We start from the raw sequence: 17,644 nt of genomic DNA on the forward strand, positions 1-17,644 counted from the left end.
GAGAATGAGGAAGGCCTTGCCTTCCTCGCCTAGCGAAATTAGTCAATTACACCACTAATACCGATACGAACACTTGGATCACCTTGAGAAGCTGCAGCTACACCACCAGTCAGTGACCAACGTCCATTATCAGCAGTTTTACGTAAGGTCACACCGATAGCATTTTCACCACCATGATAAGCAGCCCCAACAGCATAGGTGTATTTACCCGCAACAAATGGCGCATTTTCTAAAGCCATCGCAGCAGCAATACCAGCATTCGCTCTTTTCTCAACATCATCAATACGTTGGTTTGTTGCATAGAATGCTTGTTCAAGCTTATTACTTACATTATCAATTTTGGTATTTAATGTTTGGTCAGCTTGATTCAATGCACCTATCGCATCACCAACATTGTGGTAAGACTGATCACCTACGTTATATGTTGGATTTGAGAAGCTTTGGGTAATATTGTCATAACCTGCTCCACCACCTAAGTAGTTTACAAGTGCCTGATTTGTTGTATTAAGTTGAGAACCATTTACTGCATCTTTTGAAGTCGCTGTAACTGCTCCCGCTTTAACACCAGTCACCGTACGCTCACCTGCTGTTCCAGAAACGTTAACCTGAGTGCCACCAGTATCTTTACCAACAGTAATCGCTGCATCTTTATCAGCTTGCTGAACTAAACCTGATTTACCATTGTTAATATTGCTGATGTCAGTCTGAAGATTCGAAATATCGCCCGTATTTTTGTCGACCTGTTGTTGAACAGTCCATAACTGGCCTCCATTAACAGCATCTTTAGAACCTTCTGCTACAGTACCATTTGCTACATTTTTAATGGTTGTACCATTAGCACCACCAGCTAAAGTAATAGAGTCTTTGTTAACTGATCCATCACTATTTTTATCGTACTGCACAGCACTATTAGCAAGAGCATCAACATTATTGTTTATGCTACTTATTGCGCTATCCAGTTGTCCTTTGTTTACCGCATCTGTAGAAGAAACACCTGCGGCTACATTACTTATCGTTTTATTACCAGCACTAATTCCAGAAGTAGTGATACTCGGACCGCCAGCAATGATTAGACCTGTTGATCCTAACTGAACGTTATCACCAACTTTTACGCCAGTCGTATCGATAACGGTATTACCAGTCGTAACACTATCAACTTTCAAGTTTTTGTTTAGCGCAACTTTAATATTGCCTTCATTGTCCGTTTGACTAGTCTGAGCAACAGTTAAGTTATCATCACCCGTAAAATTCACTTTACCATTTGGTTTGATCTTTTTAGCAGTCGCAGCATCACCATTCGCTGAAACAGTCCAGCCTGCATTCGCTGCTGTACCTGCATCAGTGACTGCTTTATCAAGTGCTGTTAAAGCATCACCAACATTGTTTGCACTTGTACCTGCAACATTATAAGTCGGGTTAGAAATTGAACCATCTGTATTAGCTTTAGCACCACCACCAAAGATACTTGCAGTTGTATTTGTAACCTGTGTTACACGATTATCTACATGATCAAGCTGGCCTTTGTTTACTGCATCGGTAGCATTGGTGCCTGCTGCTACGTTACTGATTGTGTTACCTGCAGCATCAATACCGGTCTTGGTCACACTTGGTCCACCAGTGATGGTTAAACCATTGGTATCCAGCTTACTGTCCCCTGCCGTTACACTGTCAATATTCAGATCACGATTTAACCCATACTGAATCGTATTGCCAGTCTTGGTCACTTTCAGGTTGTTTTCACCTGCAACCGTACCAATATCAACCGTATCACCAGCTTTTACTGCAGCTACATTGGTACCATTGCTTTGTAAAGTCCAGCCTTTGTCTAATGCAGTGATCGCATCGCCCACGTTATTCACGTTGTTGCCATTCACAGTATAGGTCGGTGAGCTTACCGCACCTGTAGTGCTATCATAGCTTGCACCACCGCCCAGATTATTGGCTGTGCTGTTGCCCAAGGCATCGGTCTTGTTGTTGCTTGAGGTACTTAATGCATCAAGCTGGCCTTTGTTTACTGCATCGGTTGCTGCTGTACCCTCACCGACATTGGTAACTTTCTCACCATTTGCATCCAGTCCGTTCGCTGTCAGCTTCCCTGCAAACACAGGAGCATCGGCAAGTTGAATATCAACGGTATTGCCACTGATGACTGTCTTCACATTCGAGTTCGAGCCAGACGCTGTCAGGCCACCTGTGATATTCAGGGTTTCACCCAATTTACGGTCAACACTGCCGCTGTTACCTGCAAAGGTAATCGGTTTAACCACTTCATTGTTCAAGTTAGTTAAGGCATCACCGACATTATTGGCATTAACTGTTGTACCGTCAGTTTTAGTGGTGACATAAGTTGGTGAGCTTACCGCACCTGTAGTGCTATCATAGCTTGCACCACCGCCCAGATTATTGGCTGTGCTGTTGCCCAAGGCATCGGTCTTGTTGTTGCTTGACGTACTTAACGCATCAAGCTGGCCTTTGTTTACTGCATCGGTAGCATTGGTGCCTGCTGCTACGTTACTGATTGTGTTGCCTGCAGCATCAATACCAGTCTTGGTCACACTTGGTCCACCTGCAATGGTTAAACCATTCGTATCCAGCTTGCTGTCCCCTGCCGTTACACTGTCAATATTCAGATCACGATTTAACCCATACTGAATCGTATTGCCGGTCTTGGTCACTTTCAGGTTCGTTTCACCTGCAACCGTACCAATGTCTACAGTATCACCAGCTTTTACTGCAGCTGCATTGGTACCATTGCTTTGTAAAGTCCAGCCTTTGTCTAATGCCGTGATCGCATCGCCCACGTTATTGACGTTATTGCCATTCACAGTATAGGTCGGTGAGCTTACGGCACCTGTTGTGCTGTCATAACTTGCACCACCACCCAGATTGTTGGCTGTGCTGTTGCCCAAGGCATCAGTCTTGTTGTTGCTTGATGTGCTTAATGCATCAAGCTGACCTTTGTTTACTGCATCGGTTGCTGCTGTGCCCGCACCAACATTCGTAACTTTCTCACCATTGGCATCCAGTCCGTTCGCTGTCAGCTTCCCTGCAAACACAGGTGCATCTGCAAGTTGAATGTCAACGGTATTGCCACTGATGACCGTCTTCACATTCGAGTTCGAGCCAGATGCTGTCAGCCCACCTGTGATATTCAGGGTTTCACCCAATTTACGGTCAACACTGCCGCTGTTACCCGCAAAGGTAATCGGTTTAACCACTTCATTATTCAGGTTGGTTAAGGCATCACCGACATTATTGGCATTAACCGTTGTACCGTCAGTTTTAGTGGTGACATAAGTTGGTGAGCTTACCGCACCTGTAGTGCTGTCATAGCTTGCGCCACCACCCAGATTGTTGGCTGTGCTGTTGCCCAAGGCATCAGTCTTGTTGTTGCTTGATGTGCTTAACGCATCAAGCTGGCCTTTGTTTACTGCATCGGTAGCATTGGTGCCTGCTGCTACGTTACTGATGGTGTTACCTGCAGCATCAATACCAGTCTTGGTCACACTTGGTCCACCAGTGATGGTTAAACCATTCGTATCCAGCTTGCTGTCCCCTGCCGTTACACTGTCAATATTCAGATCACGATTTAAGCCATACTGAATTGTATTGCCAGTCTTGGTCACTTTCAGGTTGGTTTCACCTGCAACCGTACCAATATCAACCGTATCACCAGCTTTTACTGCAGCCGCATTGGTACCATTACTTTGTAGTGTCCAGCCTTTGTCTAATGCAGTGATCGCATCGCCCACGTTATTGACGTTATTGCCATTCACAGTATAGGTCGGTGAACTTACTGCACCTGTAGTGCTGTCATAACTTGCACCACCACCCAGATTATTAGCTGTACTGTTGCCCAAGGCATCGGTCTTGTTGTTGCTTGATGTGCTTAACGCATCAAGCTGGCCTTTGTTTACTGCATCGGCGGCATTGGTGCCTGCCGCAACATTGGTAATCTTCTGATTACCCGCATTAATACCTGCAGTCGTTATACTTGGGCCACCAGTAATAGTTAAGCCACTGTTATCAACTTTAGTGTTACCTACCGTTAAGCTGCCCGCATTGGTTAATGCAATGTTGTCATTCACATTGTATTTATAGGTATTGGTTGCAGGATCATACACTGCTGTGGTGTTGGTTCCATCTGCAAAGTTAACTGTTTCACCCAGCTTCACATTGTCAGGTGTACCACCATTGACACTAAAGTTCAGGCCTTTATCTGCTGTCGCTTGTGCAGCAGCAGCATTGGTCACTGCCGTGTTTGCCGTATTTTGAGCTGCTGCCGCATTCGTTACTGCTGTGTTTGCAGTGTTCTGAGCAGTGGTTACATTCTGATTCGTGGTATTTAACTGACTACCATTCACTGCATCTGTAGAACTTGCAGAAATGGTGCCTGCTGCAACATTGGTAATCTTCTGGTTGCCTGCATTAATGCCAGCAGTTGTTACACTTGGGCCACCAGTAATGGTTAAACCACTGTTATCAACCTTGCTGTTACCAACCGTTAAACTGCCCGCATTGGTTAATGCAATGTTGTCATTCACATTGTATTTATAGGTATTGGTTGCAGGGTCATATACTGCAGTGGTGTTGGTGCCATTGGCAAAGTTAACCGTTTCACCCAGCTTCACATTGTCAGCCGTACCACCATTGACACTAAAGTTCAGACCTTTGTCTGCTGTCGCTTGGGCTGCTGCAGCATTCGTCACCGCTGTGTTTGCGGTGTTCTGAGCAGTCGTTACATTCTGATTCGTGGTATTTAACTGACTACCATTCACTGCATCTGTAGAGGTCGCAGAAATAGTTCCTGCTGCCACGTTGGTAATCTTCTGGTTGCCTGCATTAATACCTGCAGTCGTTACACTTGGGCCGCCAGTAATGGTTAGGCCACTGTTATCAACCTTACTATTCCCAACTGTTAAGCTACCTGCATTGGTTAATGCAATGTTGTCATTCACATTGTATTTATAGGTATTGGTTGCAGGGTCATATACTGCTGTGGTGTTGGTTCCATCTGCAAAGTTAACCGTTTCACCCAACTTCACATTGTCAGGTGTACCACCATTGACACTAAAGTTCAGGCCTTTATCTGCTGTCGCTTGGGCAGCAGCAGCATTGGTCACTGCCGTGTTTGCCGTATTTTGGGCTGCTGCTGCATTCGTTACTGCTGTGTTTGCGGTGTTCTGAGCAGTGGCCACGTTCTGATTCGTGGTATTTAACTGACTACCATTCACTGCATCTGTTGATGTAGCAGAAATAGTTCCAGCCGTAACATTGGTAATCTTCTGATTACCAGCATTAATACCTGCAGTGGTTACACTTGGACCACCTGTAATGGTTAGGCCACTGTTATCAACTTTAGTGTTACCGACCGTTAAGCTACCTGCATTGGTTAATGCAATGTTGTCATTGACATTGTATTTATAGGTATTGGTTGCAGGATCATACACTGCTGTGGTGTTGGTTCCATCTGCAAAGTTAACCGTTTCACCCAACTTCACATTGTCAGCCGTACCACCATTGACACTAAAGTTCAGGCCTTTATCTGCTGTCGCTTGTGCAGCAGCAGCATTGGTCACTGCCGTGTTTGCCGTATTTTGAGCTGCTGCCGCATTCGTTACTGCTGTGTTTGCAGTGTTCTGAGCAGTGGTCACGTTCTGATTCGTGGTATTTAACTGACTACCATTCACTGCATCTGTTGATGTAGATGAAATGGTGCCTGCTGCAACATTGGTAATTTTCTGGTTACCCGCATTAATCCCTGCAGTCGTTACACTTGGGCCACCAGTAATAGTTAAGCCACTATTATCAACCTTGCTGTTACCTACTGTTAGGCTACCGGCATTGGTTAATGTAATGTTGTCATTTACATTGTATTTATAGGTATTGGTTGCAGGGTCATATACTGCTGTGGTGTTGGTGCCATTGGCAAAGTTAACTGTTTCACCCAGCTTTACATTGTCTGCTGTACCACCATTAACACTAAAGTTTAGGCCTTTATCTGCTGTCGCTTGTGCTGCTGCAGCATTGGTGACTGCCGTGTTTGCCGTATTTTGGGCTGCTGCTGCATTCGTTACTGCTGTGTTTGCGGTGTTCTGAGCAGTGGCCACGTTCTGATTCGTGGTATTTAACTGACTACCATTCACTGCATCTGTTGATGTAGCAGAAATAGTTCCAGCCGTAACATTGGTAATCTTCTGATTACCAGCATTAATACCTGCAGTGGTTACACTTGGACCACCTGTAATGGTTAGGCCACTGTTATCAACTTTAGTGTTACCGACCGTTAAGCTACCTGCATTGGTTAATGCAATGTTGTCATTGACATTGTATTTATAGGTATTGGTTGTAGGATCATATACTGCTGTGGTGTTGGTGCCATTGGCAAAGTTAACCGTTTCACCCAGCTTCACATTGTCTGCTGTACCACCATTCACACTAAAATTCAGGCCTTTGTCTGCTGTTGCTTGTGCTGCTGCCGCATTGGTGACTGCCGTGTTTGCCGTATTTTGAGCTGCTGCCGCATTAGTCACCGCTGTATTTGCGGTGTTCTGAGCAGTGGTTACATTCTGGTTTGTGGTATTTAACTGACTACCATTCACTGCATCTGTAGAGGTAGAAGAAATCGTACCTGCTGCTAAATTGGTAATTTTCTGATTATTAAGGTTAGCACCGCCATTTAAGTTACTTGCACCAGTAACATTTAATGAACCTCCAGTAGTTACGTTTCCAGCCGTAACTGTCCCAGAGAAAACAGGTGCATCAGCCATTTGAATATTAACTGTGTTACCAGTCACAGCAGTTTTTAAGTTATTTCCAGAATAAGTTCCAGCAGTTGAACCTCCTCCAGTGATATTAAGTGTTGTACCTAAATTATTTGCTGAACTCCCTGTATTACCAGCAAAAGTAATAGGTTTAACAACTTCATTATTTAAATTAGTTAGCGCACCAGACACGGTATTAACAGGAGTATAAGTCGTTCCATCTGTTTTTGTTATTGTATAACTTGGTGGTGTATATACATCTGTTGCAGGATTATATGCTGCGCCACCACCTAATGCTGTCGTATTACCCACAGCACGATTGTTTACATCCTTTAACTGAGCAACCGTAACCGCATCTGAATCGGCAGCACCATCGGCTACGTTTTGAATACGTCGAGTATTTGTTGCTGAACCCACTGAAACAACACCATTTGTCGTAGATGCTGCAACATTCGTTATATATGAGTTGCCACTTTGTACCGTAGTTGTTGATCCTGCACCCAAAGCAACTGAATTTGTTACATTCGCAGTTGATCTTGGCCCGAGCGCTACACTATTTGCTGCTGAGGTTAAGCTGTTAGTTCCTATAGCAACACCATCAACCGCATTTGTGTCTACAGCCGCTGTATTACCAATAGCAGTAGCATTATTTGCACCACTGTTAACTTGAGCATTTTTCCCTATTGCCATTGCTGCTGTTGAACCAACAACTTGGCTCATCGCACCAATTGCGACACTGTAGCTAGAAGCACTATCAACTGCTGTAAAAGATGACCCTGTTGCCAAACCTTCTGCGACAAGATCTGCATCACTGTTATTTTGAAGTGCAATTGATTGCGCACCAGCAGCACTAGCTTGTCCACCAACTACTGTTGAATTTACACCAGTCGCATTTACATAATTTCCTAATGCGGTTGAATCTGCTGCGCTGGCATTTGCTCTTGATCCAACGGCTAATCCATTAGAATCATTTGCAGTCGCTGGAGTACCCGTATTTGCCCCTATGGCAATACCATTACTAATGGTTGGGCTTGTATCAATAATTGAACCATACGAGTTTGTGTAGTCGGCCCACACATGTGAAACGGCTAAACAGGAGATGATAGATAATACAAGTGTCTTAGGTTTAAATTTCTTTTCTTTAGAAACAATCTCATTTTGCGAACCAGTTATTTCGGAAGAGGATGAAACAGAACCAGTTCTCGTTTTGCTTTTAGCTAATTCTGATACAACAGTCCATGTACCAATAGAAGCATTCCATACCACTTTGTATATCTTATTCATATTCCCACCCGTAAACTTAACGCTTACATTTGTAAAGTTTTGCAATCAAAACAATTAAATTGCTTATTTTTTGTGAAAATATCTTTTTTATTTTGAGAAGTAAATCACATTTTCAAATATAAAAATCAAACAAAGTCACAACAAGTAATAAATATTGTTAACTTTTTCTATACTTAGAAAAAAATAGTAATTTAATCAATTTTTTAATTTTTCTTAACGTTAAACATTAAAAAGACTGTTGTTACATTTTTTTACAATCAAGATGTTTTTTATCATTCAAATTCTTTAATTGCTAAAAATAAAACACAAGTTGCTGATATTTATATTATTTTTACATAAAAATAATATATATTTAGCTAAGTTTTATTGATAAAAATTTAATATTTTCAATATATTAATATCTTTCATCGAAATATTAATAAGTTTTAAACACGAAAGATTTTATAAAAATCATTAAAATTCAAATAATTAAAAATATTTATTGTAATTTTTCTTATTTTTATAACTCATAGAAATAATCCTAAGAAATAGGATTACTTCTATATAGCAGATTATTTACCAGCTTATATTGACGCGTCTATTTGGCGCTAAACATTCGATAAGTTGCGAACTATTTTTCCCTGAACACTGCTTGTATAGATCAGTCTGGCTATTCGCCTGTGTCTGTATACGTGTAGGATCAATACCTTGTTGAACCAATAACTTGGCAACTGTATTAGCACGCTGTGAAGACAATTCTTGATTATAGCTAAATTTACCCAATGGATCGGTAAAACCTGAAACAATAACTGGTGTTGTTGTCTGGCTTTTTTTGATCTTTTCAGCAATTTCCTCAACACTATGAATATTTTGTTCAATAGCGTTAACATCAAATCGATCGAAGAGGAATAACACACTTGCTGTTCGCTCAAAAATTAAATTACTATGCTCTGGTGACTGATTATTCCCACCCCAAGCAACCAAACCTTCGCACACCTCCCCCTTCCAAGATAAATGTTCAGCCAAATATTTTTCATTAAAATCAATGCGTAATTGACAACGTTGATATTGATTAGTGTTAGGAATACGGATATCCAATACATAATTCCATACTTTTACTGCAAAAACTCCTTCACTAAATTGTGGATTTCCTAGTAAAGCTCGAATTTGATCTTTATCCAATCCTTTATCCAAACGAGCAACGTCATCATACTCATAACGTTTTATTTGTTTAAGATAACTCTTTTCAATTGCTGGAAATTTTACTCCATCTCGTTGAATTGCTACTTCAGTATCCGTAAATCCAGTAATACTTAAACTTACCAAGATGCCCATTACCAAAATTTGAATATTTTGTTTCATTTTCATACTCACAATATTATTTTAAAGGAGAGATAAACTCTCCTTAGTTAGGCACTCAATCAATTACTGTACTTACGCCAACACGTACTAATGGGCTACCCTGACTGCCAAGCGCTGCACCTGTTGTAAGTGACCAGCGACCGTTGTCGGCTGTTTTACGTAAGGTCACACCTACAGCATTTTGCTGATTATAGTAAGCAGCGCCAACAGCCATAGTGACTTTCCCTGCAATAAATGGCGCATTTTCAAGTGCAGCATTTGCAGCAATACCCGCAGACATTTTTTCTTCCAAGTTGTCGATACGCTGATTTGTTGCATAGAACGCTTGCTCAAGCTTGTTGTTCACATTATCAATTTTGTTGTTTAATGTTTGGTCAGCTTGATTTAATGCGCCTATCGCATCACCCACATTGTTGTAAGACTGATCACCTACGTTATATGTCGGATTTGAGAAGCTTTCGGTAATATTGTTATAACCAGCTCCACCACCTAGTGCACTTACAAGCGCTTGGTTCGTCCTATTAAGCTGAGAACCATTGACTGCATCTGTTGAAGTCGATGTAACTGTACCCGCTTTAACGCCTGTTACTGTACGGTCACCGGCTTTACCAGCAACATTCACTTGGGTACCACCAGTGTCTTTACCAACAGTAATCGCAGCATCTTTATCAGTTTGTTGGACTAGACCAGTTTTACCATTGTTAATATCATTTTTAAGGTTCGAGATATCACCCGTATTTTTGTCGACCTGTTGTTGAACATTCCACAACTGACCTCCATTCACTGCATCTTTAGAACCTGCTGCTACGGTACCATTCGCTACATTCTTAAGTGCAGTACCATTTGCCCCACCAGCGAATGTCACTGAATCTTTATTTACAGTGCCATCTGCATTTTTGTCATACTGAACTGCACTATTAGCCAAAGCACCAACATTGTTATTAATGTTCGTGATTGCACTATCAAGTTGGCCTTTGTTCACTGCATCTGTCGTGTTAACACCAGCAGCTACATTGGTAATAACCTTATTACCTGCATTGATTCCAGAAGTAGTGATACTAGGACCACCAGCAATGATTAGACCTGTTGATCCTAACTGAACGTTATTGCCAACTTTTACACCAGTCGTATCAATAATTGTATTACCAGCCGTGACGCTATCAACCTTCAAGTTTTTGTTCAGCGCGACCTTGATATTACCTTCATTATCAGTTTCGCTGCTTTGAGCAACAGTTAAGTTATCATCACCTGTAAAGTTGACTTTGCCATTTGGTTTAATCTTTTTAGCAGTCGCTGCATCACCATTCGCTGAAACAGTCCAGCCTGCATTCGCTGCTGTACCTGCATCAGTGACTGCTTTATCCAATGCCGTTAAAGCATCGCCAACATTGTTTGCACTCGTACCTGCAACATTGTAAGTAGGATTAGTAATCGAACCATCTGGATTAGCTTTAGCACCTCCACCAAAAATATTGGCTGTAGAATCACCATTCTTAGTCACGCGACTATCGAGGGTATGTAACTGACTACCATTCACTGCATCTGTTGACGTAGATGAAATTGTACCTGCTGCAACGTTAGTCACTTTCTGGTTAGCTGCATTAATACCAGACTTGGTCACGCTTGGACCACCAGCAATGGTGAGACCATTGGTGTCTAGCTTGCTGTCGCCTGCCGTTACGCTGTCAATATTAAGATCACGGTTCAGTCCATACTGGATCTTGTTACCAGTCTTGGTTACTTTCAGGTTCGTTTCACCTGCAACTGTACCAATGTCAACTGTATCACCTGCTTTCACTGCACCTGCATTGGCACCATTACTTTGTAAGGTCCAGCCTTTATCCAGTGCTGTGATCGCGTCACCAACGTTGTTCACGTTGTTGCCATTCACGCTATAGACTGGCGAACTGACTGCGCCTGTAACCGGATTATAAACTGCTCCACCACCCAGATTGCTTGCAGTACTTGTACCTAAAGCATCTGTCTTGGTATTCGCGGCTGTAGTTACTGCACCAAGTTGACTTACATTAACAGCATCAGTTGCATTAGTACCAGCTGCTACATTGGTAATCTTCTGATTACCTGCATCAATACCCGCAGCCGTTACACTTGGGCCACCAGTAATGGTTAATCCACTGTTATCAACCTTGCTATTCCCGACCGTTAAGCTACCCGCATTGGTTAATGCAATGTTGTCATTCACATTGTATTTATAGGTATTGGTTGCTGGGTCATACACTGCCGTGGTGTTGCTGCCATCTGCAAAGTTAACCGTTTCACCTAACTTCACATTGTCTGCCGTACCACCATTGACACTAAAGTTCAGGCCTTTGTCTGCTGTGGCTTGGGCTGCTGCTGCATTGCTGACTGCTGTGTTTGCAGTATTTTGCGCAGTGGTTACATTCTGGTTGGTTGCATTTAACTGACTTACATTGACCGCATCAGTCGCATTGGTTCCTGCTGTAACATTGGTAATCTTCTGGTTGCCTGCATTAATACCTGCAGTTGTTACACTTGGGCCACCGGTAATGGTTAAACCACTGTTATCAACCTTGGTGTTACCAACCGTTAAACTGCCCGCATTGGTTAATGCAATGTTGTCATTTACATTATATTTATAGGTATTGGTTGCTGGGTCATACACTGCTGTGGTGTTGGTACCATCTGCAAAGTTAACTGTTTCACCTAACTTCACATTGTCTGTCGTACCACCATTGACACTAAAGTTCAGACCTTTGTCTGCTGTGGCTTGGGCTGCTGCAGCATTCGTCACTGCTGTATTTGCAGTGTTTTGGGCAGTCGTTACATTCTGGTTGGTCGCATCTAACTGACTACCATTCACTGCATCTGTAGAACTCGCAGAAATAGTCCCTGCTGCAACGTTAGTAATCTTCTGGTTAGCCGCATTAATGCCAGATTTGGTCACACTTGGGCCACCAGCAATGGTGAGACCATTGGTATCTAGCTTGCTGTCGCCTGCCGTTACGCTGTCAATATTAAGATCACGGTTTAAACCATACTGGATCTTGTTACCAGTCTTGGTTACTTTGAGGTTGCTTTCGCCTGCAACCGTACCAATATCAACGCTATCACCAGCTTTCACTGCACCCGCATTGGCACCATTACTTTGTAAGGTCCAGCCTTTGTCCAATGCAGTGATCGCATCACCAACATTATTTAAATTACTGCCATTCACTGTATAGATTGGTGAACTGACTGCACCTGTAACCGGATTATAAACTGCTCCGCCACCCAGATTGCTTGCCGTACTTATACCTAAAGCATCTGTTCTAGTATTGGCAGCTGTAGTTATTGCCCCAAGTTGACTTACATTGACAGCATCAGTTGCATTAGTGCCTGCTGCAACATTGGTAATCTTCTGGTTGCCTGCATTAATACCTGCAGTGGTTACACTTGGGCCACCAGTGATGGTTAGGCCACTGTTATCAACTTTAGTATTTCCTACTGTTAAGCTACCTGCATTGGTTAATGCAATGTTGTCATTGACACTGTATTTATAGGTATTGGTTGTCGGGTCATACACTGCTGTGGTGTTGGTGCCATCTGCAAAGTTAACCGTTTCACCTAACTTCACATTGTCTGCCGTACCACCATTCACACTAAAGTTTAGGCCTTTATCTGCTGTCGCTTGGGCTGCTGCTGCATTGGTCAATGCAGTATTTGCCGTGCTTTGTACAGTGGTTACATTCTGATTGGTTGCATTTAACTGGCTACCATTCACTGCATCTGTTGATGTAGATGAAATGGTTCCAGCTTCCAGATTAGTAATCTTCTGGTTACCTGCATTAATACCAGCAGTGGTTACACTTGGACCGCCTGTAATGGTTATGCCACTGTCATCAACCTTAGTGTTACCAACCGTTAAACTGCCCGCATTGGTTAATGCAATATTGTCATTGACATTATATTTATAGGTATTGGTTGCAGGGTCATACTCTGCTGTGGTATTGGTGCCATCTGCAAAGTTAACCGTTTCACCTAACTTCACGTTGTCTGCCGTACCACCATTCACACTAAAGTTCAGGCCTTTGTCTGCTATCGCTTGTGCTGCTGCTGCATTGGTCAATGCGGTATTTGCTGTGTTTTGTGCAGTCGTTACATTCTGGTTGGTTGCATTTAACTGGCTAAAATTGACTGCATCAGTCGCATTAGTGCCTGCTTTAACATTCGTTATCTTCTGGTTACCCGCATTAATGCCGACAGTGGTTACACTTGGACCGCCGGTAATGGTTAGGCCACTGTTATCAACTTTAGTATTACCAACTGTTAAGCTACCCGCATTGGTTAATGCAATGTTGTCATTCACATTGTATTTATAGGTATTGGTGGCAGGGTCATACACTGCTGTGGTGTTGGTGCCATTGGCAAAGTTAACTGTTTCACCCAACTTCACATTGTCAGCCGTACCACCATTCACACTAAAGTTCAGGCCTTTATCTGCTGTTGCTTGGGCTGCTGCTGCATTGCTGACTGCTGTGTTTGCAGTATTTTGTGCAGTGGTTACATTCTGGTTGGTCGCATTTAACTGGCTACCATTTACTGCATCTGTAGAACTCGCAGAAATAGTACCTGCTGCAACATTGGTAATCTTCTGGTTGCCCGCATTAATGCCGGCAGTGGTTACACTTGGACCGCCTGTAATGGTTAGACCACTGTTATCAACCTTGGTGTTACCAACCGTTAAACTGCCCGCATTGGTTAATGCAATGTTGTCATTTACATTGTATTTATAGGTATTGGTTGCTGGGTCATACTCTGCTGTGGTGTTGGTGCCATCTGCAAAGTTAACCGTTTCACCTAACTTCACATTATCAGTTGTACCACCATTGACACTAAAGTTCAGGCCTTTGTCTGCTATCGCTTGCGCTGCTGCTGCATTGGTCAATGCGGTATTTGCTGTGTTTTGTGCAGTCGTTACATTCTGGTTGGTTGCATTTAACTGGCTAAAATTGACCGCATCAGTCGCATTAGTGCCTGCTTTAACATTAGTAATCTTCTGGTTGCCCGCATTAATACCTGCAGTGGTTACACTTGGGCCACCGGTAATGGTTAAGCCACTGTCATCAACCTTAGTGTTACCGACCGTTAAACTGCCCGCATTGGTTAATGCAATGTTGTCATTGACACTGTATTTATAGGTATTGGTTGCAGGGTCATACTCTGCTGTTGTGTTCGTCCCATCTGCAAAGTTAACCGTTTCACCTAACTTCACGTTGTCAGTTGTACCACCATTCACACTAAAGTTCAGGCCTTTATCTGCCGTCGCTTGCGCTGCTGCTGCATTGGTCAATGCGGTATTTGCTGTGTTTTGTGCAGAGGTTACATTCTGGTTGGTTGCATTTAACTGGCTAAAATTGACTGCATCAGTCGCATTAGTGCCTGCTTTAACATTGGTAATTTTCTGATTACCCGCATTAATCCCTGCTGTGGTTACACTTGGGCCACCAGTAATGTTTAAGCCACTGTTATCTAGTTTACTATTACCAGTTGTTACGCTAGTAAATGTTGGCGTATCAACTGTCTGTACCGTAATATTATTCCCTGAACGCGTAATATTAATATTTTTACCATCGAGAAATTGGATAGTGTCGCTTGTTTTTACAGCAGAAGCTACATCACCATTTGCTTGCAATTTAAATGTCTGATTAGTTACTGTTTTTAACTGTGCAACGTTTACAGCATCTGAATCATTCGTTCCTGCGGCCAAACCTGTAAGCTGACGTGTGACATTATTTGCTGCATCACCTAAAGCAATTGCACCTTGCGTAGATTTCCATACATTTGTTGTTTGTGTTGATGTTGTACCTGTTATTGGATCAAAACCAGCCACTCCAGCAGCAGTGTTTGCAACTGAATCTTTACCAATTGCAACACCTCCGCTCACATTTGCTTTTGCCCCAGAACCAATAGCTGTAGAATCTACAACCGCACTAGCATTACTACCAATTGATGTGGCATTTGGACCTGTTGTATTTGCACCAGTGGTACTTGTATTACCAGAACCTATAGAAATTGAGTTATTACCAACTGCTTTGGAGTTAATACCAACTGCAATAGTCCCGTTGTCTTGAGCGTTAGAAACAGCCCCGATTGCTAAAGCCCCATCTCCAGTTGCTGTTGACTTCACACCTAAAGCAACACTTGCAGCCCCACTTGCCGCAGATGTCATACCTAAAGCTGTAGAAAATGCTCCACTTGCCTTTGCTTGTACCCCCATAGCCGTACTGGCAGCACCACTAGATTCTGTTGGAATATAATTATTCTTTACAATCGTTCCACCAGTAATTGCAGTATATAGTGCACCATCACTATCTACGACCTTATCAACATCATCTCCACCAATCGCAACCGATGAGTTACCACTCGCCTTTACATTTGCTCCTAATGCAATAGCCTGATCGCCAGATGCAGCACTTTCTCGTCCAATAGCAATACTTTGGTTATTTCCTGCAGCACCAGCAGTACTCGCGCTTAATCCTATCGCAATAGAATCCTTTGTAGGTGCACAGGCTTGCCCACTTGTTGGAATTGTTGCTGTAGAAGATGTTCCTATTGCTACACTACCTGCTGATCTCGAACCAGACCCCGCGGATGTTGAAGTACAGTTTGTAAAAGTGCTACCTCCACCCGCCTCATAACCCGCAAATACGGAAGGGGTAATTACACCTAATATAGCTAATACTAGTACTTTATATTCAAAGTACTTTGACTCCGAGGTGCCATCACCCACAATGAGTTCATTTGTGCTAGAAGCAACGCCTGAACAATTTTTTGTTTTCCCTTTTGCAATTTCTGAAACAGCGACCCAAATTCCTAATGAAGCATTCCAAATTACTTTGTATATTTTATTCATATACTTACTCGCATTTTTACAAAAAATAGACAATGCTTACCTTTAGTTACATAAAGCTTCAAAAAACAAAAGGTTTGGCAAATTTTGCGGAATATATCAAAGAAAAAATGAGAGGTAAATCACAAAAAAATCCTGTAACGCGATGAAAAACAAGGAAAAGTACAATATATAATCAAATAAATACAAAAAATATATTATGATTTTTTACCAAAAATAAAACTTTGTAGGTAAAGTCAAACTTTTTTGTATTCAAAAGATAATAAAAACAAAATATTGAATTTGAATTTATAGTTAAAAACTATCGCTTTATTTTTATTAAAAAAATTTCATTATTTTGATAAATAATCATTTTTAAAGACTGATTGTTTAGAAGTGTTTATTAGAATATTAAAGCTTGGCTATATTATATGGATTTTCCCCATCAGATTCGCTTTATGATTTTATAGGCAATGAAAGGATTATATGACTCAAAATGTAGCTGATTGATTTATTTTTCAGTTTACTAAAAGAATAAAAGTAACCACTTTAAAGGTGGTTACTTTTACCTGACAGACCGTTTCACCAATTGATATTAACACGTCTATTTGGCGCTAAACATTGAATAAGTTGTGAACTATTGTTACCGCTACACTGTTTATATAAATCGGTCTGACTATTGGCCTGTATTTGGATTCGACTTGCTACAATACCCTGTTGCACCAATAATTTGGCAACAGTATTAGCACGTTGTGAAGACAATTGTTGGTTATAGCTAAATTTACCTAACCGATCTGTAAAGCCTGAAACAATAATAGGATTCCTTGTTTGACTTTTTTTAATCTGCTCAGCAATTTTGGTAATGCTCTCAGCACCTTCTTCAATGGCACTCGCATCAAATCGATCAAAGGCAAATAAGACACTCGCTGTACGATCTGCAATTACAGTGCTATGTGCTGATATCTGATTATTTTCTCCCCAAGCAACCAAACCTTCACAAGCCTCACCTTTCCAAGATAAACGTTCTGCTAAATAGCGCTTATCAAAATCAACACGTAACTGGCAACGTTGGTACTGGTTTGTGTTAGGAACACGGACATCTAATACATAGTTCCAAACTTTTACTGAAAAAAGTCCTTCACTAAATTGTGGATTGCCTAGTAAAGCTCGAATTTGGTCTTTATTTAGGCCTTGGTCTAAACGAGCAACATCTTGGTATTCATAACGTTTTACTTGTTTCAAATAACTTTTTTCAATCGCTGGAAAATGAATTTCCTGTGGCTGAGCTGCTTCATTTGCATAAGTTGTTACCGTGAAACCAGCAAAAGCTGCTACGACTAAGCTTTGGATTGTTTTATTCATTTCTATAATCTCTTTAATCTGTCGAGCAAGGAGAGCATTGCTA

3 protein-coding genes and 3 pseudogenes are annotated in these 17,644 nt (G+C 41.9%); all 6 read right to left on the minus strand.

The window, feature by feature from the left end:
* Window positions 1–38: 38 nt before the first annotated feature.
* On the minus strand, window positions 39–7,484 hold the full coding sequence (locus tag RMA95_RS16765; protein WP_409187562.1) for a hypothetical protein: 7,446 nt from the start codon (window positions 7,482–7,484) through the stop codon (window positions 39–41).
* 462 nt (window positions 7,485–7,946) lie between these two features.
* A pseudogene (locus RMA95_RS17675) lies at window positions 7,947–8,048 on the minus strand (ESPR domain-containing protein); the annotation flags it as partial.
* Between the two features lie 555 nt (window positions 8,049–8,603).
* Window positions 8,604–9,389: a trimeric autotransporter adhesin/peptidogylcan-associated protein TpgA gene (tpgA, locus tag RMA95_RS16770; RefSeq protein WP_311072315.1), complete on the minus strand. Its 786-nt coding sequence runs from the start codon at window positions 9,387–9,389 to the stop codon at window positions 8,604–8,606.
* 55 nt (window positions 9,390–9,444) lie between these two features.
* Window positions 9,445–15,129 (minus strand): annotated as a pseudogene (locus RMA95_RS16775) (YadA-like family protein); the annotation flags it as partial.
* A 372-nt stretch (window positions 15,130–15,501) separates the two neighbouring features.
* Window positions 15,502–16,263: pseudogene (locus RMA95_RS17680) on the minus strand (ESPR-type extended signal peptide-containing protein); the annotation flags it as partial.
* Window positions 16,264–16,821: 558 nt separating this feature from the next.
* The gene (tpgA, locus tag RMA95_RS16780) at window positions 16,822–17,601 is read right to left on the minus strand and encodes a trimeric autotransporter adhesin/peptidogylcan-associated protein TpgA (protein ID WP_311072045.1); all 780 of its coding nucleotides are present in this window, start codon (window positions 17,599–17,601) and stop codon (window positions 16,822–16,824) included.
* Between the last annotated feature and the right edge of the window lie 43 nt (window positions 17,602–17,644).

The organism is Acinetobacter sp. V110_1 (assembly GCF_031798975.1).
GTDB lineage: Bacteria > Pseudomonadota > Gammaproteobacteria > Pseudomonadales > Moraxellaceae > Acinetobacter > Acinetobacter nosocomialis_A.